This is a genomic window from Mycobacterium sp. UM_Kg1 (genome assembly GCF_000972925.1).
In the GTDB taxonomy this organism is placed as follows: Bacteria; Actinomycetota; Actinomycetes; order Mycobacteriales; family Mycobacteriaceae; genus Mycobacterium; species Mycobacterium hiberniae.
In genome coordinates, this window is sequence record NZ_JRMK01000086.1 from 1 (window position 1) to 19,315 (window position 19,315).

Annotated in this window: 27 protein-coding genes; 19 read left to right on the forward strand and 8 right to left on the reverse strand. The window is 68.9% G+C overall.

The features are described from left to right. From LI92_RS13930 to LI92_RS13960, 7 genes are all read left to right on the forward strand, one after another. Positions 1 to 280: cytochrome P450 (locus tag LI92_RS13930; protein WP_046319821.1), on the forward strand; the 280-nt coding region annotated here is incomplete at its 5' end. Beyond that, the gene (locus tag LI92_RS13935) at positions 277 to 1,188 is read left to right on the forward strand and encodes an SDR family NAD(P)-dependent oxidoreductase (protein ID WP_046319822.1); all 912 of its coding nucleotides are present in this window, start codon (positions 277 to 279) and stop codon (positions 1,186 to 1,188) included. The genes LI92_RS13930 and LI92_RS13935, both read left to right, overlap by 4 nt. Before the next feature lie 19 nt (positions 1,189 to 1,207). Further along, positions 1,208 to 2,470 (forward strand): cytochrome P450, encoded by a 1,263-nt coding sequence (locus tag LI92_RS13940; protein WP_046319823.1) that lies wholly within the window; start codon positions 1,208 to 1,210, stop codon positions 2,468 to 2,470. An 87-nt stretch (positions 2,471 to 2,557) separates the two neighbouring features. Continuing rightward, the gene (locus tag LI92_RS13945; RefSeq protein WP_046319824.1) at positions 2,558 to 3,703 is read left to right on the forward strand and encodes a thiolase family protein; all 1,146 of its coding nucleotides are present in this window, start codon (positions 2,558 to 2,560) and stop codon (positions 3,701 to 3,703) included. After that, positions 3,700 to 4,488: a crotonase/enoyl-CoA hydratase family protein gene (locus tag LI92_RS13950; RefSeq protein ID WP_046319825.1), complete on the forward strand. Its 789-nt coding sequence runs from the start codon at positions 3,700 to 3,702 to the stop codon at positions 4,486 to 4,488. Before LI92_RS13945 ends, LI92_RS13950 begins: the two co-directional genes overlap by 4 nt. Further along, positions 4,485 to 5,012, forward strand: a complete 528-nt coding sequence (locus LI92_RS13955) for a gamma carbonic anhydrase family protein (protein ID WP_046319859.1) — start codon at positions 4,485 to 4,487, stop codon at positions 5,010 to 5,012. Before LI92_RS13950 ends, LI92_RS13955 begins: the two co-directional genes overlap by 4 nt. Positions 5,013 to 5,092: 80 nt before the next feature. Further along, the gene (locus LI92_RS13960) at positions 5,093 to 5,812 is read left to right on the forward strand and encodes a CPBP family intramembrane glutamic endopeptidase (RefSeq protein WP_046319827.1); all 720 of its coding nucleotides are present in this window, start codon (positions 5,093 to 5,095) and stop codon (positions 5,810 to 5,812) included. Positions 5,813 to 5,821: 9 nt separating this feature from the next. Here LI92_RS13960 and LI92_RS13965 read toward each other — a convergent pair whose 3' ends face one another. Then, positions 5,822 to 6,631, reverse strand: coding sequence for an enoyl-CoA hydratase (locus LI92_RS13965; protein WP_046319828.1), 810 nt, complete (start codon positions 6,629 to 6,631; stop codon positions 5,822 to 5,824). Positions 6,632 to 6,682: 51 nt separating this feature from the next. On the opposite strand from LI92_RS13965, the gene LI92_RS13970 reads away from it, so the two are divergent. From LI92_RS13970 to LI92_RS13980, 3 genes are read left to right on the forward strand one after another with little or no spacing between them, the layout of a single operon-like run. Next, on the forward strand, positions 6,683 to 7,768 hold the full coding sequence (locus tag LI92_RS13970; RefSeq protein WP_046319861.1) for a CaiB/BaiF CoA transferase family protein: 1,086 nt from the start codon (positions 6,683 to 6,685) through the stop codon (positions 7,766 to 7,768). Positions 7,769 to 7,810: 42 nt separating this feature from the next. Further along, positions 7,811 to 8,563 carry a 3-hydroxyacyl-CoA dehydrogenase gene (locus tag LI92_RS13975; protein ID WP_046319830.1) on the forward strand — a complete coding sequence of 251 codons (753 nt, stop codon included), beginning with the start codon at positions 7,811 to 7,813 and terminating at the stop codon, positions 8,561 to 8,563. Positions 8,564 to 8,571: 8 nt separating this feature from the next. After that, entirely contained in the window at positions 8,572 to 9,573 is a 1,002-nt protein-coding gene (locus LI92_RS13980; protein WP_046319832.1) for an NAD(P)H-dependent flavin oxidoreductase, read from the forward strand. Positions 9,574 to 9,821: 248 nt separating this feature from the next. Here the strand turns inward: LI92_RS13980 and LI92_RS24355 are convergent, their stop codons facing one another. Further along, positions 9,822 to 9,947: a hypothetical protein gene (locus tag LI92_RS24355; protein ID WP_152665476.1), complete on the reverse strand. Its 126-nt coding sequence runs from the start codon at positions 9,945 to 9,947 to the stop codon at positions 9,822 to 9,824. A 165-nt stretch (positions 9,948 to 10,112) separates the two neighbouring features. On the opposite strand from LI92_RS24355, the gene LI92_RS13985 reads away from it, so the two are divergent. After that, on the forward strand, positions 10,113 to 10,751 hold the full coding sequence (locus tag LI92_RS13985; protein ID WP_046319834.1) for a class I SAM-dependent methyltransferase: 639 nt from the start codon (positions 10,113 to 10,115) through the stop codon (positions 10,749 to 10,751). Positions 10,752 to 10,758: 7 nt separating this feature from the next. On the opposite strand, the gene LI92_RS13990 is transcribed toward LI92_RS13985, so the two are convergent. Beyond that, on the reverse strand, positions 10,759 to 11,472 hold the full coding sequence (locus LI92_RS13990; protein ID WP_046319839.1) for an SIR2 family NAD-dependent protein deacylase: 714 nt from the start codon (positions 11,470 to 11,472) through the stop codon (positions 10,759 to 10,761). A 28-nt stretch (positions 11,473 to 11,500) separates the two neighbouring features. On the opposite strand from LI92_RS13990, the gene LI92_RS13995 reads away from it, so the two are divergent. Beyond that, a complete protein-coding gene (locus LI92_RS13995; RefSeq protein WP_046319842.1) occupies positions 11,501 to 11,878 on the forward strand; it encodes an Rv1152 family transcriptional regulator in 378 nt (125 codons plus the stop codon). Here LI92_RS13995 and LI92_RS14000 read toward each other — a convergent pair. Together LI92_RS14000 and LI92_RS14005 are read right to left on the reverse strand one after the other, a co-directional pair. Continuing rightward, entirely contained in the window at positions 11,875 to 12,696 is an 822-nt protein-coding gene (locus LI92_RS14000) for a class I SAM-dependent methyltransferase (protein ID WP_046319845.1), read from the reverse strand. The two genes, LI92_RS13995 and LI92_RS14000, sit on opposite strands and share 4 nt — an antisense overlap. 10 nt (positions 12,697 to 12,706) lie before the next feature. Continuing rightward, positions 12,707 to 13,231: a DUF1697 domain-containing protein gene (locus tag LI92_RS14005; protein ID WP_046319848.1), complete on the reverse strand. Its 525-nt coding sequence runs from the start codon at positions 13,229 to 13,231 to the stop codon at positions 12,707 to 12,709. 63 nt (positions 13,232 to 13,294) lie between these two features. On the opposite strand from LI92_RS14005, the gene LI92_RS14010 reads away from it, so the two are divergent. Both LI92_RS14010 and LI92_RS23140 read left to right on the forward strand, forming a co-directional pair. Further along, positions 13,295 to 13,738, forward strand: a complete 444-nt coding sequence (locus LI92_RS14010; RefSeq protein WP_046319849.1) for a PPOX class F420-dependent oxidoreductase — start codon at positions 13,295 to 13,297, stop codon at positions 13,736 to 13,738. 59 nt (positions 13,739 to 13,797) lie between these two features. Then, complete coding sequence (locus tag LI92_RS23140; protein WP_109560933.1) at positions 13,798 to 13,971, forward strand: DUF5302 domain-containing protein; 174 nt, start codon at positions 13,798 to 13,800, stop codon at positions 13,969 to 13,971. On the opposite strand, the gene LI92_RS14015 is transcribed toward LI92_RS23140, so the two are convergent. Then, positions 13,972 to 14,268 carry a hypothetical protein gene (locus LI92_RS14015; protein WP_046319850.1) on the reverse strand — a complete coding sequence of 99 codons (297 nt, stop codon included), beginning with the start codon at positions 14,266 to 14,268 and terminating at the stop codon, positions 13,972 to 13,974. A gap of 140 nt (positions 14,269 to 14,408) precedes the next feature. On the opposite strand from LI92_RS14015, the gene LI92_RS14020 reads away from it, so the two are divergent. Further along, positions 14,409 to 15,008 (forward strand): HhH-GPD-type base excision DNA repair protein, encoded by a 600-nt coding sequence (locus LI92_RS14020; RefSeq protein WP_152665477.1) that lies wholly within the window; start codon positions 14,409 to 14,411, stop codon positions 15,006 to 15,008. After that, entirely contained in the window at positions 15,005 to 15,151 is a 147-nt protein-coding gene (locus tag LI92_RS22390) for a hypothetical protein (protein WP_019737787.1), read from the forward strand. The genes LI92_RS14020 and LI92_RS22390 overlap by 4 nt, the downstream gene beginning before the upstream one ends. 103 nt (positions 15,152 to 15,254) lie before the next feature. On the opposite strand, the gene LI92_RS14025 is transcribed toward LI92_RS22390, so the two are convergent. Beyond that, positions 15,255 to 16,265, reverse strand: a complete 1,011-nt coding sequence (locus LI92_RS14025) for an Rv1157c family protein (protein WP_152665478.1) — start codon at positions 16,263 to 16,265, stop codon at positions 15,255 to 15,257. A 141-nt stretch (positions 16,266 to 16,406) separates the two neighbouring features. On the opposite strand from LI92_RS14025, the gene LI92_RS14030 reads away from it, so the two are divergent. After that, positions 16,407 to 17,696 (forward strand): mannosyltransferase, encoded by a 1,290-nt coding sequence (locus LI92_RS14030; RefSeq protein ID WP_286135095.1) that lies wholly within the window; start codon positions 16,407 to 16,409, stop codon positions 17,694 to 17,696. On the opposite strand, the gene LI92_RS14035 is transcribed toward LI92_RS14030, so the two are convergent. After that, positions 17,674 to 17,958: a 4a-hydroxytetrahydrobiopterin dehydratase gene (locus tag LI92_RS14035; protein ID WP_046319854.1), complete on the reverse strand. Its 285-nt coding sequence runs from the start codon at positions 17,956 to 17,958 to the stop codon at positions 17,674 to 17,676. The genes LI92_RS14030 and LI92_RS14035 overlap by 23 nt on opposite strands. 33 nt (positions 17,959 to 17,991) lie before the next feature. Between LI92_RS14035 and LI92_RS14040 the strand changes: the two genes are divergently transcribed. After that, positions 17,992 to 18,399, forward strand: coding sequence for a (deoxy)nucleoside triphosphate pyrophosphohydrolase (locus tag LI92_RS14040; protein WP_046319856.1), 408 nt, complete (start codon positions 17,992 to 17,994; stop codon positions 18,397 to 18,399). A 144-nt stretch (positions 18,400 to 18,543) separates the two neighbouring features. After that, on the forward strand, positions 18,544 to 19,315 hold a 772-nt coding region (locus tag LI92_RS21855), incomplete at its 3' end, for a molybdopterin-dependent oxidoreductase (RefSeq protein ID WP_152665480.1).

Genomic DNA, 19,315 nt, shown 5'->3' on the forward strand with positions numbered 1-19,315 from the left:
GATGCCGATGTTGGGCGCCGCCAACCGTCAGGAGGAGCGCTACCGCGACCCCAACGTGTTCGACATCTTCCGCGAGTCCAAGGTCCACGCGTCGTGGGGCCACGGCGCGCATGTGTGTCTGGGCAGCCACCTGGCCCGTATGGAGATGCGCGACGCGCTGGGCCTGATGTTCGACCGGTTGCCCAACCTGCGGCTCGACCCCGACGGGGGCGACCCGCATATCCGCGGACAGGTGTTCCGGTCGCCGACCGCGCTGCCCGTCCTCTTCGACGTGCCGTGAGTCCGTTGCGATTCGACGGGCGCGTCGCGGTGGTCACCGGCGCGGGACGCGGGGTGGGACGTAGTCACGCGATTCTGCTGGCGGCCAAAGGCGCGCGTGTGGTGGTGGCGGACTACGGCGCCGGCATCGACGGTGACGGCTCGTCTTCGGCGCCGGCAGAGGAGGTGGTGCGCGAGATCACCGACAGCGGTGGCGAGGCGGTCGCATGCTTTGCCTCTGTTGCGCAACCGCAAGGCGCACAGATGATCATCGACACCGCGGTCGAGACGTTCGGGCGTATCGACGTGCTGGTCAACAACGCCGGCATCCACGACCCGGACCTGTTCGAGGACTTGACGGTCGAACGGTTCCGCACCATGTTGGAGGTGCACTTCTTCGGCACCCTGCTGGTGACGCGGGCCGCGTGGCCGCATTTCATCGCCGCCGGCTACGGCCGCGTCGTCAACACCGTCTCCGAGGCCATGCTGGGCGGCATCTCGGAACTGACCAGTTACGGTGCCGCCAAGGCCGGGGTGTTCGGCCTGACCCGCAATCTGGCGACCGAGGGCATCGCACACGGCATCCGGGTCAACGCCGTCGCCCCGCGCGCATTCACCCGGATGTCTGCGGCGCACTCGGATTCCGTGGCCGCCCAACTGTCCATTCCCACCGACGTCATGGCCACCATCAACGCCAGCATGCCGCCCGAATTGTGCGCGCCGGCAGCGGCATTCCTGGCCCACGAGACCTGTCCGCTCAACGGCGAGGTACTGCAGGTCGGGATGGGCGGGGTGGCACGGATCGCCGTGATTCGCACGGCCGGCATCGTGCGAACACCGCTGACCGCCGAAGACATCGCCGAGAACATCGATCAGATCATGGACATCACTGGCGCACAGGTAACCGCCGTGACCGAGATGGTGCAGTGACTAGCGTAGGAGGCGCGCTGTGAGCGAATTCGAATCGGTCGACTTCTTCAGCGACCAGTCGTTGATCCCCGACCCATACCCTTTCTTCGACAGCCTGCGGGCCAAGTGCCCGGTCGCGCACCAACCACAGCTGGGCGTACTGGCCGTCACGGGGCACGCCGAAGCCCTTGCCGTGTATAGAGATCCGGCTTTCTCGGCGTGCGTATCGGTCGCCGGACCGTTCTCGGGGCTGTCGTTCGACGTCGACGGCGACGACGTCGGGGACCTGATCGATGCGCACCGGCACGAGATCCCGATGAGTGAGCACATAGTCACCCAGGACCCGCCGGAGCACACCCGGACGCGGGGGCTGCTGAGCCGTCTGCTGACCCCGAAACGACTCAAGGAGAACGAGGAGTTCATGTGGCGGCTCGCCGATGAACAACTCGACAGGTTCGTCGCCAAGGGCCGGTGTGAGTTCATCGAAGACTACGCCAAACCGTTCTCGATGCTCGTCATCGCCGACCTGCTCGGGGTGCCCGAGGCCGATCACCGGGACTTCCGGCAGGTGATGGCCGGTGAGCAGGTGGGCGCCCTGGACGAGGACCCCATCTCGCACAATCCGCTGCAGTGGCTCGATGAGCGTTTCTACGCGTACATCGAGGACCGCCGCGAGCGTCCGCGGGGCGACGTGCTGACTCAGCTGGCCCAGGCCAAGTACGACGACGGGTCGACACCCGAGATCATCGACGTGGTGCGGCTGGCCACCTTCCTGTTCGCCGCGGGCCAGGAGACCACCGTCAAGTTGCTCAGCGCCGGTCTGCGGGTGATCGCCGAACGCCCGGACATTCAGTCGCTGCTCCGGGAGGACCGCGACCGCATCCCGGTGTTCCTGGAGGAGACGTTGCGCACCGAGAGCCCGGTCAAGGCACACTTCCGGATGGCGCGCACCACGACGACGGTCGGGGAGACCACCGTGCGCGCCGGCAGCACCGTCATGCTGCTGCCCGGGGCGAGCAACCGCGATCCGCGCAAGTTCGACGAACCCGCCGAGTTCCGGATCGACCGGCCCAATGTGCGTGAGCATGTGGCGTTCGGTCGCGGCGTGCACTCGTGCCCCGGATCTCCGCTGGCCCGCGCCGAGGGCAGGATCTCGCTGCACCGCATCCTGGATCGGATGGCCGACATCCGGATCAACGAGGACAAGCACGGCAGCCCGGAAGCGCGGCACTTCAACTTCGAGCCGACGTTCATCATGCGGGGGCTGCAGGACCTGCATCTGGAGTTCGATCCCGTGGCCTGACGGGTCGATGCACACCCCCCTTGGGCCTCCGCCTACCGGTTGGTTGACAATCGAGGTCAACTACACCTCGTTGAACGAAGGAGCACCATGGCTGAAGCCGTCATTGTGGAAGCGGTGCGTTCGCCAGTCGGCAAGCGCAACGGTGGACTGTCGGGGGTGCACCCCGCGGAGCTGTCCGCCCAGGTCCTCAATGGTCTGGTCACGCGGGCCGGTGTGGACCCGGCGCTCGTCGACGACGTGATCTGGGGCTGCGTCATGCAGGCCGGTGAGCAGGCGCTGGACATCGGCCGCACCGCCGTGCTGAGCGCGGGCTGGCCCGAGAGCGTCCCCGCGGTGACCGTGGACCGCCAGTGTGGGTCGAGCCAGCAGTCGGTGCACTTCGCCGCCGCCGGTGTGATCGCCGGACACTACGACGTCGTCGTCGCCGGTGGCGTCGAGTCGATGTCGCGCACCCCGATGGGCTCCTCGCTGGCCAACGGCGGCCGGCCCTACGGCGAGTCCTTCAAGGCGCGCTACGAGCAGACCCCCAACCAGGGCATCGGTGCCGAGATGATGGCCACCAAGTGGGGCCTGAGCCGGACTGCGCTCGACGAGTTCGCGCTGGCATCGCACGAAAAGGCCGCTGCCGCCCAGGACGCGGGCGCCTTCAAGGACGAGATCGTCTCGATCACCGACCCCGAGGGCAACGTCATCAGCGAAGACGAGGGCATTCGCCGCGGCACCACCTTGGAGAAGATGGGCCAGCTCAAGCCCGCCTTCAAAGAGGACGGCGTCATCCACGCCGGCAACTCCAGCCAGATCTCCGACGGCTCGGCGGCGCTGCTGTTCATGTCGGCGGAGAAGGCCAAGGAGCTGGGTCTGACCCCGCTGGCCCGGGTGCACACCGCGACGCTGGCCGGCTCCGACCCGGTGATGATGCTGTCCGCGCCGATCCCGGCCACGCAGAAGGCCCTGCAGCGGTCTGGCCTCAGCGTTGACGACATCGGGGCCTTCGAGGTCAACGAGGCGTTCGCCCCGGTGCCCATGGCCTGGCTCGCCGACATCGGTGCCGACCCGAAGAAGCTCAACCCCAACGGCGGGGCGATCGCGCTGGGCCACCCGCTCGGCGGTTCCGGTGCCCGGATCATGACCACGCTGCTGTACCACATGCGCGCCAACGGGATTCGCTACGGTCTGCAGACCATGTGCGAGGGCGGCGGGCAGGCGAACGCCACCATTCTGGAGCTGCTGTGAGTGACGCGGCCGTTCTGGTAGAGCGGCGCGGCAACGTACTGCTGGTCACGATCAACCGGCCCGAGGCGCGCAACGCGATCAACGGCGCGGTGAGCCAGGGCGTCGGAGACGCCCTGGAGCTGGCGCAGAACGACGACGAGGTGCGCGCCGTGGTGCTCACCGGTGCCGGCGACAAGTCGTTCAGTGCCGGCGCCGACCTCAAGGCGATCGCCAACCGGGAGAACATCTACCACTCCGAACACCCGGAATGGGGTTTCGCCGGGTACGTGCAGCACTTCATCGACAAGCCGACCATCGCCGCGGTCAACGGCACCGCCCTGGGCGGCGGCACCGAGCTGGCGCTGGCCAGCGACCTGGTGATCGCCGAGCAGCGCGCCCAGTTCGGGCTGCCCGAGGTCAAGCGGGGTCTGGTCGCCGGAGCGGGCGGGGTGTTCCGCATCGTCGACCAGCTGCCCCGCAAGGTGGCCCTGGAACTGCTGTACACCGGGGAGCCGATCTCGGCGGCGGATGCGTCCCGGTGGGGATTGGTCAACCAGGTGGTGGAGGACGGCAAGGCGCTGGAAGCCGCACTGGAGCTGGCCGAACGCATCACCGTCAACGCACCGCTGTCGGTGCAGGCCACCAAGCGGATCGCCTACGGGGTCGATGACGGCGTCATCGTCGACGAGGTGGCCGCCTGGGCCAGGACCAGCCGGGAGTTCACCACGGTGCTGCGCAGCGAGGACGCCAAGGAAGGGCCGCGGGCGTTCGCCGAGAAGCGTGCCCCGGTGTGGAAGGCGCGTTGAGCGACCGGCCACAGCCGCTGCTGATCCCCATCGGGGATCACGCCCCGCAGCTGCACCCCGAGGCCTGGGTTGCCCCCAACGCCAGCCTGATCGGCCAGGTTCGCCTGGCCGATCGGGCGAGCGTTTGGTACTCGGCGACGCTGCGTGCCGAGGTCGAACCGATCGAGATCGGCGCGGAGTCCAACATCCAGGACGGCGTCACCGTCCACGTCGACCCGGGGTTCCCGGTACGGGTGGGCGAGCGGGTCAGCGTCGGGCACAACGCGGTGCTGCACGGCTGCATCATCGAGGACGACTGCCTGATCGGCATGGGCGCAATCGTCCTCAACGGTGCCGTGGTGGGCGAGGGCTCGCTGGTCGCGGCGGGTGCCGTCGTCCCGCAGGGGATGGTGGTGCCGCCGCGGTCCCTGGTCGCGGGGGTGCCGGGGAAGGTGCGGCGGGAACTCAGCGAGGACGAGGTCGGCAACAATCGGCTCAATGCCGCGGCCTACCGGCACCTGACCGAAGTCCATCGGGCGAACTAGCGCATTTAGGCCACCGGCCGCCGTTTCGCCGCTACGTTTTAGGGACGTTGCTCAACCCGCCGCTGAGGGGACGTCCTCCTATGACTCAGATCAGCCATGCCCGCCCCGGTTTGCTGCGCGAGATCACCGACATCATCACCAGGGTTGCCCCGCCCTATCACGAACCGCGAGCCGTGGTTCAGCGTCGTCGCGCCGTGGTCGCGGTGGTGGTGCTGATCGGCGCAGCGGTACTGAGCGCCATGCACAGCAAACTTCCCGGCGACCCGTCGTTCTACTGGTTGTCGCTGGTTCTGGCCGCGGTCTGGTCGGTCGGGGCGGTGGTGGCCGGGCCCCTGCACCTGGGGGTGTTGCGGTTCCGCGGGCGCAATGAGCGGCCGGTGTTCACCGGCACCGGGGTGGGCCTGGTGCTCGGCGGAGTGTTCCTGCTGGGCGGGCTTGCGGTGCAAGAGATTCCGCCGCTGGCCGATCAGGTGGTGGCGATCCTGGCCTACACCACCGAAGTCTCCTGGCGACTGGTGGTGCTGATTGCGATCGTCAACGCGATCGCCGAAGAGATCTTCTTCCGCGGCGCGCTGTTCAGCGCCTTCGGTCGCCGCTCCCCGCTGGTGTTCTCCACGCTGCTCTACGTTGCGGCGATGATGGCCGCGGGCAACCTCATGGTGGGGGTGGCCGCACTGGTGCTCGGCAGCGTCTGCGCCATGGAGCGCCGAGCCACCGGCGGGGTGCTGGCGCCGGTGTTGACCCACCTGGTCTGGGGACTGGTGATGGTCCTGGCGCTGCCGCCGCTGTTCGGGATGTAGCCCCTGCGGTCAGGAGTCGGTGAAGTTGGCCGAGCGCCGCTCCTGAAACGCCCGCGCTCCCTCACGGAAGTCGTGGTTGTTCAACAGGATTGACTGCCCGACGTACTCCCGGTCCAGGGCCGCGTTCAGCTCGGTCAAGGTGGCGGCGTTGACGGCGTGCTTGGTCTTGGACAGCGCCACAGCGGGGCCGGCCAGCAAGCGGCCCAGCAGCTTGTCCACCTCGGCGTCGAACTCCTCGGCCGGGTAGACCGCGGAGACCAGCCCCCATTCCAGGGCCTCGGCCGCCGACAGTCGTTCGGCCAGCAGCGCCAGCCGCATGGCGCGGGTCCGGCCGACCGCCGCCGCCACCAGCGCCGAGGCGCCGCCGTCGGGCATCAGCCCGATCTTGGTGAACGCCAACAGGAAAAAGGCCTTGTCCGAGGCCACGATCAGGTCGCAGGCCAGGGCCAGCGACACCCCGACACCGGCGGCCGGGCCCTGCACCACCGCCACCACCGGCCGCGGCAACGCGACGATCGCCCGGATCGCGCGGTTGGCCTCGACGATGATCTCCGTGGGCAGTTCGTCGGATGCGTCCTCGGCGCCGATCCCCGCCCCGGAGCTGAACCCGCGCCCCGCCCCGCCCAGGCGCACCGCCCGCACCCGCGGGTCGCGGGCGGCCGCCTCCATGGCGTCGGCGATCCCGGCCAGAACTCCGGTGGTCACCGAGTTGAGGCTGTCGGGGCGGTCGATGGTCACCGCCAGCACCCCGTCGGTCAGGGTGACGGACACGCCCGCCACCGGAGCCAGGGTGTCGATGCCGGAGTCGATTGCAGTCATGGCCCTCACCTTAGGATGCTGATCACACAGGCTTACGACGAGGAGGCACAAATGGCGGGACCACTGGCGGGACTGCGGGTCATCGAGCTGGCCGGGATCGGTCCGGGACCGCACGCGGCGATGATCCTCGGCGACCTGGGTGCCGACGTGGTCCGGGTGGACCGGCCGCCGAAATTCGGTGGCGGGCCCAGCAAGGACGCCATGCTGCGCAACCGCCGCTCGGTGACTGCGGACCTCAAGTCGCCGGAGGGCCGCGACCTGGTGCTGCAACTGGTCGCCAAAGCCGATGTGCTGATCGAGGGTTTCCGGCCGGGCGTAACCGAGCGCCTCGGCCTGGGCCCCGAGGACTGCGCCAAGGTCAACGAACGGCTCATCTACGGCCGCATGACCGGCTGGGGACAGAGCGGCCCGCGCGCCCAGCAGGCCGGCCACGACATCAACTACATCTCGATCACCGGGGTGCTGCACGCGATCGGGCGCAACGGCGAGAAGCCGGTCCCGCCGCTGAACCTGGCCGGCGACTTCGGCGGTGGATCGATGTTCCTGCTGGTCGGCATTCTGGCCGCACTGTGGGAGCGGCAGACCTCCGGCAAGGGGCAGGTGATCGACGCGGCGATGGTCGACGGGGCGAGTGTGCTCGCGGCGATGATGTGGAGCTTCCGGTCGCAGGGCATGTGGAGCGACGAGCGCGGCGTGAACATGCTCGACACCGGAGCGCCCTACTACGACACCTACGAATGCTCCGACGGCAAGTACATGTCCGTCGGCGCCATCGAGCCCCAGTTCTATGCCGAACTGCTGGCCAAGCTCGAACTGGACCCGGCCGACCTGCCGGCGCAGAACGACGTCAGCGGCTGGCCGCAGCTGCGGGCGAAGCTGACCGAGGCGTTCGCCGCCCACGACCGGGACCACTGGACGGCGGTGTTCGCCGGCTCGGACGCCTGCGTGGCTCCGGTGCTGGCCTTCAACGAGGTCGAGTCTGACTCGCACATCGCCGAACGCAACACCTTCTACGACGTCAACGGTTATCTTCAGCCGATGCCCGCGCCGCGGTTCTCCCGCAGTGTGCCCGGCACCCCGACGCCGCCGGCTGTTCTGGGAGCCGACAACGAGACCGTCCTGGACGACTGGGTATAGTCCCGGCCAACCAGATGGTTGGGACTGAGAGGGGCTAGAAGGGTGCAGATCAAGGACGCGGTAGCCGTTGTCACCGGCGGTGCTTCCGGGTTGGGTTTGGCGACCGCCAAGCGCCTGCTGGATGCCGGCGGGCTGGTCGTGGTGATCGACCTCAAGGGCGCGGACGTCGTCGCCGAGCTCGGCGACCGGGCTCGCTTCGTGGAGGCCAACGTGGCCGACCCCGAGGGCGTCACCGCAGCCCTGGACGTCGCGGAATCGCTTGGTCCGGTGCGGATCAACGTCAACTGCGCCGGGATCGGCAACGCGATCAAGACGCTGAGCAAGGACGGCGCGTTCCCGCTGGACGCCTTCACCAAGATCATCCAGGTGAACCTGATCGGCACGTTCAACGTCCTGCGGCTCTCGGCCGAGCGGATCGCCAAGACCGAGCCGATCAACGGCGAGCGCGGTGTCATCATCAACACCGCCTCGGTGGCGGCGTTCGAGGGCCAGATCGGCCAGGCGGCCTACTCGGCGTCCAAGGGCGGCGTGGTCGGCATGACCCTGCCGATCGCCCGGGACCTGTCGCGGGAACTGATCCGGGTCTGCACCATCGCACCGGGCCTGTTCAAGACCCCGCTGCTGGGATCGCTGCCCGAGGAGGCGCAGAAGTCGCTCGGTGCGCAGGTGCCGCACCCGTCGCGGCTCGGTGACCCCGACGAGTACGGGGCCTTGGCCGAGCACATCATCAACAACCCGATGCTCAACGGCGAGGTCATCCGCCTCGACGGTGCGATCCGGATGGCCCCCAGGTAAGGAGTGAGATGAGCATCAAAACGAAGTTCACCGAGGCGTTCGGCGTCGAACACCCCATCGCCCAGGGCGGCATGCAGTGGGTGGGCCGCGCGGAATTGGTGGCAGCCGTCGCCAACGCCGGGGGATTGGGTTTCCTCACCGCGCTCACCCAGCCGACTCCGGCTGATCTGGCCAACGAGATCGCCAAGACCCGGGATCTCACCGACAAGCCGTTCGGGGTGAACCTGACCATCCTGCCGGCGATCAACCCGCCGCCCTACGACGAGTACCGGCAGGTCATCGTCGACGCCGGCATCAAGATCGTCGAGACGGCCGGCTCCAACCCGGCGCCGCACCTGCCGATGTTCCACGACAACGGCATCAAGGTTCTGCACAAGTGCACCTCGGTGCGGCACGCCGTCAAGGCACAGAGCCTCGGCGTGGACGGCATCAGCATCGACGGGTTCGAGTGCGCCGGGCACCCCGGTGAAGACGACGTTCCCGGACTGGTGCTGATCCCGGCCGCCGCCGCGCAGATCGAGATCCCGATGATCGCCTCCGGCGGCTTCGCCGACGCCCGCGGCCTGGTCGCGGCGCTGGCCCTGGGCGCCGACGGCATCAACATGGGCTCGCGGTTCATGTGCACCGTGGAGTCCTGCATCCACCAGAACGTCAAGGAAGCGATCGTCGCCGGCGACGAGCGTGGCACCGAGTTGATCTTCCGGTCGCTGCACAACACCGCCCGGGTGGCCAGCAACGCGGTGTCGCGTGAGGTGGTCGAGATCCTCAACAAGGGCGGCCAGTTCCCCGACGTGCAGGAACTGGTGGCGGGCGTGCGCGGCCGTCGCGTCTTCGACGAGGGCGACATCGACGCCGGCATCTGGACAGTCGGTACCGCGATGGGCCTGATCAACGACATTCCGACCGTCGACGAGCTGGTCTCGCGGATCGTGTCGGAGGCCGAGGAGATCATCCTGGGGCGTCTGGGCGACATGGTCGTCGAGGACGACGACGAGGAGAACGTCGCTTAGCGGCGACAGCCGGGGGCTTTGCCAGCGCCGAACGTGTAATCAGGGCGGAATTTGGACCGATTTTCCGCCCTGGTTGCACGTTCGGCGTTTCTCGTTTCCGCGACACGGCAACTCGCGCGGACGGGCAACGAGTCAATGGCGGGGGAACAGAAGTAGAAGGACTCACGAAGGGCGCCGGCTCGGATGAGCTGGGGCCGTCGCGCGATGGGCGCAACAGGGAACGGCGCCGCTGTCGCGACGCCGGTCACTTAACTGGCAAGCAGATGAAAATCGTCGAACTGCTCCGAGGTGTCGCCCTCGACGAGGAAATCGCCGTGGTAAAGGGCTTCGAAGTCGACCTTGATGACGTCGGCATTGATGTCGTCGATCCACATGACCCTGAGCCTATGGGTCACTATTAAGGAATCATTGAGTCACGTTTCGGGAAATGGTGGCAATACTACTGACGGGTAGGGTTTGCCGGCCCCCGCCGAGACGGCTCGCGTGGTCCGCCCGGATGGGTGCGCCCGGCGCCGCGGCGTCGGACTAGGGTGGCGGGCATGAGCGCACCGGACACCCTGGACAACCCGCTGTTCGCCCGGATCTGGACCTTCATGTCGAGCCGGGAGACCGAATGGCTGCGCGACCGGCGCCGGGAGAATCTGGCCGGCCTGTCCGGGCGTGTGCTGGAGGTCGGCGCCGGCACCGGAAGCAACTTCGGCTTTTACCCCGAGACCGTGACCGAGGTGGTGGCCGCCGAGCCCGAGTCGCGGTTGCGGGATGCCGCCACGGTGGCCGCGAGCTCCGCGCCGGTGCCGGTCACCGTACTGGCCAGCACCGTCGAGGCCCTGGATGCCGGCGAGCCCTTCGACGCGATCGTGTGCTCCCTGGTCCTGTGCTCGGTGGACCGTCCCGAGGACGTCCTGCGCCAGCTATTCGCCTTGCTCAAGCCCGGCGGCGAGCTGCGCTACTTCGAGCACGTCGCCAGCGCCGGGGTACGCGGCCGGCTGCAACGGGTGGCCGACGCCACCTTCTGGCCCCGGCTGTTCGGCAACTGCCACACCCACCGCCACACCGAGCAGATGATCACCGCAGCCGGATTCGTCGTCACGGAGTCGCGGCGCGGGCATCAATTCCCGGCCTGGGCGCCGGTTCCGGTGTCGGAGTTCGCGCTGGGCTCGGCCAGCCGCACCGCCTGAGCGCGCCTCAGCGCAGCAGGAACGGCAACCGCTGCGCCATGCCCGGCAGTGCCGCCGAGGCGGTCGTGAGCAGGTGCACCGTGGCCCGCTCGGACAGCGGCGTGGGCTCGGGGTTCACCTGGACGACGGTCTTGCCCAGGTCCAGCGCCCGTTCGGGCAGGCTGGCCGCCGGATAGACCACCCCGGAGGTGCCGACCACGACCATGACGTCGCAGTTGTCGACGGCCTCCACCGCGGCGTTCCACGGCCCGTCGGGCAGGTCCTCGCCGAACCACACGACGTCGGGGCGGATCAAGCCGCCACACTCGCACTGCGGCGGCATGATCTCGAGCACTGGCTCCGCCAGCTCCGGTAGCTGCGTGTCGTGCGGTTGATGGCAGTCCGAGCAGCGGAAGGTGAACATCCGGCCGTGCAGATGGTGCACCGTGGAACTGCCGCCGCGCTCGTGCAGATTGTCGACGTTCTGGGTGATGACCTGGACCTCGGCGTGCTTTTCCCAGTCCGCGATCGCGGTATGGCCCAGGTTCGGCTCATAGCGGCGGGCCAGCTGGCAGCGCCACACATACCAACCCCAGACCAGCGCCGGCTGCCGATTCCAGCCATCGATGCTGGACACCTCGTAGGGGTCGTACTGCGACCACAGGCCCTTCTCGTCATCACGGAATGTAGGTATCCCGCTCTCCGCTGAGATCCCTGCACCGCTGAACACCACCACCCGCACGCCACCAACATAGCGGGATACTGGCCGAATGGACTTCTCGGACCTGCTGAAGATCGATGGGGACCACCACGGGCCGCTGTTCGAGCAGATCAGGCTGCAGCTGATCGAGGCGGTCCGGGCCGGATCGCTGCCGGCAGGCACCCGGTTGCCCACGGTGCGCGACCTGGCGGGCCAACTGGGCCTGGCGGTCAACACCGTCGCGCGGGCCTACCGCGAGCTGGAGGCCGGCGGCGTTGTCGAAACCCGTGGCCGTTTCGGCACTTTCGTGGCCAGCACCGATCCGGCAGACGCGGCGATGGCACAGGCCGCGGGTGCTTTCGCCGCCGCGGCCCGCGCGGTCGGATTGGATAAGGCCCAGGCCCTGCGCTACCTCGACGCCGCGTTCGACGGCGCCGGGGCGGGTTAGCCGAACTCCAGCAGAGTCAGCGACGGGCGTACATCGGCCAGCGCCCGCAACCGGTAGGCGGCGGGCAGCAGCGTGTTGAACATCAGGCCCCGTCCCCGCGGCAGCTGCAGATCGTGCACGGCCCGCACCCCGGGCACGGTGTTCACCAGCTTGGCGCTGGCAGCCGCGGACAGCGTGAACGGCATTGCCGGCGCCCGGTAACGCAGCGAGGTCGGCACGCCCTGGCGCACCAGCCAGCCGAACCACGACGGGGGCAGGTCGAAGACCATCCGGCCGCCGGGAAAGCGGCGGGCGCATTCGGCGATCAGGCCCAGCGCCTCGTCGGGCTGCAGGTACATCAGCAGGCCCTCGGCGGTGATGAACACGCCGTCGGCGGTGTCGACCAGGTCCATCCAGCTGTAGTCCAGCGCGGACTGGGCGCAGATCGACACCCGTGGCTCCGCGGGGAGCAGCCGCTCGCGGATCGCGATGACCGGGGGCAGATCGACGGTGAGCCAACGGAATTGCGGATCCGGAACGGCCTCGCTAAGCCGCCAGAAGCTGGTCTGCAGGCCCTCGGCCAGGGCCACCACGGTGCCCGTAGGGTTTTGGCGAAGAAAGCGCAGGGCCTGCGTGTCGATACCCAGCGCCCGCAGCGGGATGTCCTGGCGGGTGGTGCCGAATTTCGCGAAGTCGAAGTCGATCGAATCCACCAGTCGCACCGCCATCGGATCATCGAGGATCCGGTCGGGCCGGCGGGCCTCGTTCGCCCGCGCGTTCAAGGTCAGCAGCGCTGTTTCCGATACCCCGGTCAGGGTGACTTTCTGTGCCTCGCCCACCTGCGCGACCTTACCGGCCGGCGGAGTCGAGCACCTTGTGCAGAGTGCGCAGGTTGCGGGTCGTGGTGGCCGATTGGTAGCGCTTGACCCCCATAGTCTTACCCACCGGGCTGGTCAGGGTGTCGCCCTTGGGGACCTGCCAGTAGAGCACCCCGTCCCCGGGGGTGATCTTCTCGTCGCCGTCGGTGAGCTCAGCCAGTTCGCCCAGCACCGCGTCGTCGGAGACGAAGGTGACATAGGACTGCAGGCCGGGATCTGCGGCCTCGAACGGGTACGCGGCCACGATCTCGCGGACCGTGTCGACGTCGTAGACCAGCACCCACGCCTGGTAGTCGAAGCGCTGCCGCAGCGCGGATTCGGCGGTGGCCCGCACCGCGGCGGGTTTGGCCGGCGAGTCCACCAGCACGTTGCCGGTGGCGAGCAGGGTGCGGACCTCGTCGAATCCGGCGTCGCGCAGCGCTGCGGCGACGTCGGGCATCTTGAGCTTGATCCCGCCGACGTTCACGCCGCGCAGAAACAGCGCATACCGGCTCATGAGGTGAACTCCAATCCTCCGAAGAACACGGGCAACGGACCGGCGCGTCGGTACGCTTCGATCATGGGGCGCCAGGTGTTCGACGACAAGTTGCTGGCCGTGATCAGCGGGAACTCGCTGGGAGTGCTGGCCACCGTCAAGCGCGACGGGCGCCCGCAGCTGTCCAACGTGCAGTACCACTTCGATCCGCGGGCCCTCACCGTGCAGGTGTCGGTCACCGAGCCGCGCGCCAAGACCCGCAACCTGCGCCGCGACTCTCGGGCGTCGCTGCTGGTCAGCTCAGATGACGGCTGGTCCTATGCCGTCGCCGAGGGGGATGCCCAGCTGACACCGCCGGCCGGCGCCCCCGACGACGACACCGTCGAGGCGCTGGTCGAGTTGTACCGCAGCATCGCCGGAGAGCATCCGGACTGGGACGATTACCGCCAGGCCATGGTGACCGACCGGCGGGTGCTGCTGACCCTGCCGATCCACCACCTCTACGGCATGCCCCCCGGCGTGCGCTGAGGCCCTATTTGGCTGAGACGGGCTGCGCCGGTCCGGGGATCACCGCTAGGCTCCGGGGTATGCCCGAGTCAGATTCCGCCGCCGACGAGAACAAGCGCAAGTTCCGCGAGGCGTTAGAGCGCAAGAACGCCAAGGCGGCCGGCGGATCCGACCACAAGGACGCCGGAGCCAAGCAGTCGCGGTCGCACGGACCGGTGGAGAGCCGTCGGGAGTTCCGCCGTAAGAGCGGTTAGTTACTGCACGGGGCACGCGTACTTGCGGGCCACGTCCATCAAGCGCTGATCGGCGCCCGGGCCGACGACCCCTTGGGCGGCGAGTTCCCACCCGATGAAGCCGGGAAGGCCGCCTTCGCACGCCTGGTGCGCGACGCGCCACGCGGTGTCGGGGTTCAGGTTGAACCCGTTGCGTTCCAGGCCCTGCATGTAGGTGTCGAACTCCGGGGTGCCCTGCTCGGGTATCGCGCCGGCCGCCGGCGCCAAGGCCACAGCGGTGACCGCTGCTGCGAAGAGAACCGCCACTGCCCGTCTCATGGTCTTTCTCCTAAGAGGTGCGTCCGCTGGATGCTGATTACACGCTCGCACACTCCACCGACACAGGCCACCGGAACGTTGCGGTCGCTGGGATGCTCATTGCCGCCGGTGGCCGACAGGCTTGGCCCTAGACTGAGCGCGTGCCCATGCTGCAGTTGGCCGGGGATCCGCAAGCCGATGCCCTGCTGAGCGCCGAACCGTTCGCGTTGCTCGTCGGGATGTTGCTGGACCAGCAGATCCCGATGGAAATCGCCTTCGCCGGCCCGAAGAAGATCGCCGACCGGATGGGCGGGCTCGACCCGAACGAGATCGCCGCGCGCGACCCCGAGGAGTTCGCCGCATTGTTCGCCGAAAAGCCTGCGGTGCATCGGTTCCCGGGTTCGATGGCGGCCCGGGTTCAGGCGCTGGCGAGGGCGGTGTGCGAGCAGTACGGGGGTGACACCGCCGCCCTGTGGACGGTCGGGGAACCCGACGGCGCCGAGGTGTTCAAACGCCTCAAGGCGCTGCCCGGCTACGGCGAGCAGAAGGCCCGGATCTTCCTGGCGCTGCTCGGCAAGCAGTACGGGGTGACCCCGTCGGGATGGCGGGAGGCCGCCGGGGCCTACGGTGAAGCGGGCACGCATCTGTCGATCGCCGATGTCGTGGATGCGGCGTCGTTACAGCAGGTACGGTCCACCAAGAAGGCCCAGAAATTGGCTGCGAAACAGGCCCGAGAGAGCAAGGGAAAGGCGGCGACGTGAAAACTCACCTGAACTGTCCGTGTGGCGAGGCCATCGTCGGCAAGGACGAAGACGATCTGGTCGACCTGACCCAGAAGCACCTTGCGGATGCGCATCCCGGCATGAGCTACGACCGGGACGCCATCCTCTTCATGGCCTACTGACGCTGTCCCTGCAATAGCAACGAGACCGACGTTTTGCAGAGGAAGTGCGAGAGCACTGATGCAAAACGTCGGTCTCGGCGTCGGAGGTTTGCCTACTGACGGCTCAGGGCACCACCGTCGAACCGATGGTGGGCAGGAAGTTGCACTGGTGGTCCTTGGTGCTGACCTGACCGAAGATCGTCGACATGATGCTGCCCGAGCCGGTGTCGACGATCGCGGTCAGCGTCGTCGGCCCTTCGGGGTTGATGTCGCTGCGCGGCTGCAGCGTTGCGCTGCCGGACTTTCCGGTGGTCAGATTCACCCACGTGACGTTCAGCGGTAGCTTCTGCGTCTCGGCCGGGCCGGGAGTGCCCACGGCGGTGAACACGTAGGCGGTCTGGCCGGCCTTGGGGCCCGGGGTGGGGATGGTAGCGGGGCCGGCCACCGACAGGGCGGTGGCGATGACGTTGCCGCCATCGGCGGAGCAGTTCTGGCCCAGCGACGGGTACATGAAGTCCTGGGTCGGCGGGGCGTCCGGGCCGAATCCGGCATTGGCGGTCGGCACCGCGTCGGCGCCGGGCGCCACCGACGCCGCGTCGGGCGCTGCCGCGAGGGCCTCCGGGGCGGCCGGAACGGCCTCGGCGGGCGCGGGCAGGGCTTCGGGGGCACTCGGCGCCGCCTGGGCGACCGGACCCACCGACTTGGCCGGGTCGACGCCGCTGGGCAGGTGGGCCACCATGCCGGGAGCCGAGCCGGCGGTCGGAACGTGCAGGGGCGACAGGGCCTCGGGCGGTGACTGCACGAACTGCGCAACCGAGTCGGCCACCTGCCGGGAGTCGGGGGTCGCGGCGGGGTTTCCGGCGAACGCGGCGGCCGCGGCCATCAGCAGGGAGGTCGCTCCGGCGGGGTCGGCGGCGGCCTGCTGAATCACCGGGCTCAGCTGCTCGATGGCCGGCAGTCCGGGGAATCCCGCGGCGGGCAACGGCAACGCCGGCATGGCCGGGTCGGCCAGGGCCACCCCGCTGACGGCGCCGAAGACCAGCACGGCCGACGATCCGGCGGCGACGGTGGCCTTGGCGGCGGCGCGCTGCATGGTCAACTGCGGCGTGCGGAACAGCGTCTTCAGGCGCGACATGACTTCCCCAATCATCGGCGGTGGCGTCCTGGAAAACGAAGCTAGCCTGTTACTGGTGAGGCTCAAGTGACACGTGTGTGATTTATAGAACCGTTACGGACCCGAACCTCGACGGTGACCGATCGGCCGTTCGCTAAAGTCGTGCCGGTAGACACCACCCTCGACACCCCGGTTGCGCCCTCGCGCACGTCCCGCCTGATCGCGTGGGCCCCGCTGCTGCTGACCGCCAGCGTCGCGGCGCGCCTGGCCTTGACCTACCTGACCCCCCGCGGCGCCAACTTCGTCGACCTGCACGTCTACATCAGCGGCGCGGCCGCGCTGGCCCGGCCCGGCGGTCTCTACGACTACGTCTACGCCGACCAGACGCCCGACTTCCCGCTGCCCTTCACCTACCCGCCGTTCGCGGCGGTGGTGTTCTACCCGCTGCACTTCCTGCCGTTCGGCCTGGTCGCCTTCCTATGGCAGATCGGGACGGTGGCCGCACTCTACGGCGTGGTGCGGCTCTGTCAGCGCCTGCTGGGAGCCTCGCTGAACCGCGGGGTCGATGCGCCGGTCCCAGCTTCGGCTCTCCTGCGTCGAGCCTCGCTGAACCGTCGGGACCGGCGGGTCGCGATGCTGTGGACGGCGGTGGGGATCTGGATCGAACCGCTGCGCAGCACCTTCGACTACGGCCAGATCAACGTGATCCTCGTGCTGGCGGTGCTCGCCGCGGTCAACAGCCGACGATGGTGGGTCTCCGGGCTTTTGGTGGGCCTGGCCGCCGGAGTGAAACTCACCCCCGCGATCGCCGGGGTGTACCTGGCCGGGGCGCGGCGGTGGGCGGCGGCGGTGTGCTCGGCGGTCGTGTTCGCCGGCACCATCGCGGTCTCGGTGTGGGTCACCGGGGATCAGGCCCGCCGCTACTTCACCGAGCTGCTCGGCGACGCCCACCGGGTGGGCCCCATCGGCACGTCCTTCAACCAGTCGTGGCGGGGCGGGATCTCGCGCATCCTCGGCCACGACGCGGGCTACAGCACGCCGGTGCTGGTCGCGATCGGCGTCACCGCGGTGCTGGCGGTGCTGGCCTGGCGGGCGCTCAACAGCGGACCGTCCGGACCCGATCCGCTCGGGTCGCTGCTGGTGGTCGAGCTGTTCGGGCTGTTGGCGTCCCCGATCTCCTGGACGCATCACTGGGTCTGGCTGGTGCCGCTGATGATCTGGCTGCTGCACGGGCCCCGCGCCGGTCTTCCGGGCGCCCGCACACTGGGCTGGCTGTGGCTGGCGCTGACCCTGATCGGGGTGCCCTGGCTGCTGAGCTTCTTCCAGCCGACGATCTGGCAGGACGGCCGGCCGTGGTACCTGGCCTGGGCCGGTCTGGTCTACATCGTCGGCGCGCTGGTGACCCTGGCCTGGATGGCGGCCTCGCGGGTCAGGTCTGCAGAATCCGGTTGATCTCACCGGCCATCGCCACGTCCTTGTCGGTGATCCCGCCGGCCGAGTGAGTCACCAGGACGAAAGTCACCGTGCGCCATCGTATGTCGATGTCGGGGTGGTGATCGGCCGCCTCGGCGCGCTGCGCGACCCGGCGCACCGCCTCGATGCCGGCGGGGAACGAGCCGAATTTCACCGTGCGACGCAACGCGCCGTCGGTGTGCTCCCAGCCCGGCAGGCCGGGCAGTGCCTCGTTTATCTGGTCATCGGTCAACAACGCCATACCTGACCGTAGGACGGTATAGCCTCACACGCCATGACCTCCCAGATCGTCGTCGCCGGAGCCGTTGTCGCGCCGTCGCCCGCGGGGCCCGCGGTGCTGATCGCGCAGCGTCGCCGCCCGCCGGAGCTGGCCGGTCGCTGGGAGCTGCCGGGCGGCAAAGTCATGCCCGGCGAGAGCGAACCGGCCGCCTTGGCGCGCGAGCTCGGCGAGGAGCTGGGCCTGGATCCCGGGGCGATCACGGTGGGCGAGCGCCTGGGCGCGGACGTGGTGCTGGGCCCGGACATGACCTTGCGCGCCTACCTCGTGCGGGTCACCGCCGGTGAGCCGCAGGCCCATGACCATCAGGCCCTGCGCTGGGTGACGGCTGTGCAGCTGCTCGACGTTGACTGGGTACCGGCCGATCGGGCTTGGCTGCCCGAGCTGGCTCAGGCACTCTGGTGAAAACGCTCGGTTAATTCTTGCCCTGCAAAAGGGTCGTTGAGCGATATATCCCGCTACGCTGGTGTTTCGGGCCTGAAATGGTGTGCGGCGGCTCCGGACTGCACATGACCCGTCGGAGCGCGGCTACCCGCTAAGGAGATCCCGATGACACGTGCAGCGCGGCCGCCCACCGCGCACATCGGTGGGCCGTTCGAGCAGCTGCTCGAACGCAGCGGCCGGTTCTTCACCCCCGGCCAGGTCTCGCCGGATGGGCGCACCGTCACTCGCCGGGGTGGGCGGTCGGCCGACATCTTCTACCGGGACCGCTGGAGCCACGACAAGGTGGTGCGCTCCACCCACGGGGTCAACTGCACCGGCTCGTGCTCGTGGAAGATCTACGTCAAGGACGGCATCATCACCTGGGAGAACCAGGCCACCGACTATCCCTCGGTGGGCCCGGACCGCCCCGAATACGAGCCCCGTGGCTGCCCGCGCGGCGCCTCGTTCTCCTGGTACTCCTACTCGCCGACCCGGGTCCGCTACCCCTACGCCCGCGGCGTGCTGGTGGAGATGTTCCGTGAGGCCAGGGCTCGCCTGGGCGATCCGGTGGCGGCCTGGGCGGACATCCAGGCCGATCCCCAGCGCCGGCGCACCTACCAGCAGGCGCGCGGCATGGGCGGGCTGGTTCGCGTGAGCTGGGCCGAGGCCACCGAGATGGTCGCCGCGGCCCACGTGCACACCATCAAAGCCCATGGGCCGGACCGGATCGCGGGTTTCTCGCCCATTCCGGCGATGTCGATGGTGTCCTATGCCGCCGGGTCGCGCTTCATCCAGCTGCTCGGCGGGGTGATGACGTCGTTCTACGACTGGTACGCCGACCTGCCGGTCGCCTCACCGCAGGTCTTCGGCGACCAGACCGACGTCCCGGAGTCCGGGG

Excerpts from the sequence above, each read along its gene's own strand:
- LI92_RS13945 (WP_046319824.1), top strand. The coding sequence starts at position 2,558 with ATGGCTGAAGCCGTCATTGTGGAAGCGGTGCGTTCGCCAGTCGGCAAG.
- LI92_RS13960 (WP_046319827.1), top strand. The coding sequence starts at position 5,093 with ATGACTCAGATCAGCCATGCCCGCCCCGGTTTGCTGCGCGAGATCACC.
- LI92_RS13965 (WP_046319828.1), bottom strand. The coding sequence starts at position 6,631 with ATGACTGCAATCGACTCCGGCATCGACACCCTGGCTCCGGTGGCGGGC.
- LI92_RS13970 (WP_046319861.1), top strand. The coding sequence starts at position 6,683 with ATGGCGGGACCACTGGCGGGACTGCGGGTCATCGAGCTGGCCGGGATC.
- LI92_RS13980 (WP_046319832.1), top strand. The coding sequence starts at position 8,572 with ATGAGCATCAAAACGAAGTTCACCGAGGCGTTCGGCGTCGAACACCCC.
- LI92_RS24355 (WP_152665476.1), bottom strand. The coding sequence starts at position 9,947 with ATGTGGATCGACGACATCAATGCCGACGTCATCAAGGTCGACTTCGAA.
- LI92_RS13985 (WP_046319834.1), top strand. The coding sequence starts at position 10,113 with ATGAGCGCACCGGACACCCTGGACAACCCGCTGTTCGCCCGGATCTGG.
- LI92_RS13995 (WP_046319842.1), top strand. The coding sequence starts at position 11,501 with ATGGACTTCTCGGACCTGCTGAAGATCGATGGGGACCACCACGGGCCG.
- LI92_RS14005 (WP_046319848.1), bottom strand. The coding sequence starts at position 13,231 with ATGAGCCGGTATGCGCTGTTTCTGCGCGGCGTGAACGTCGGCGGGATC.
- LI92_RS14010 (WP_046319849.1), top strand. The coding sequence starts at position 13,295 with ATGGGGCGCCAGGTGTTCGACGACAAGTTGCTGGCCGTGATCAGCGGG.
- LI92_RS23140 (WP_109560933.1), top strand. The coding sequence starts at position 13,798 with ATGCCCGAGTCAGATTCCGCCGCCGACGAGAACAAGCGCAAGTTCCGC.
- LI92_RS14015 (WP_046319850.1), bottom strand. The coding sequence starts at position 14,268 with ATGAGACGGGCAGTGGCGGTTCTCTTCGCAGCAGCGGTCACCGCTGTG.
- LI92_RS14025 (WP_152665478.1), bottom strand. The coding sequence starts at position 16,265 with ATGTCGCGCCTGAAGACGCTGTTCCGCACGCCGCAGTTGACCATGCAG.
- LI92_RS14035 (WP_046319854.1), bottom strand. The coding sequence starts at position 17,958 with ATGGCGTTGTTGACCGATGACCAGATAAACGAGGCACTGCCCGGCCTG.
- LI92_RS14040 (WP_046319856.1), top strand. The coding sequence starts at position 17,992 with ATGACCTCCCAGATCGTCGTCGCCGGAGCCGTTGTCGCGCCGTCGCCC.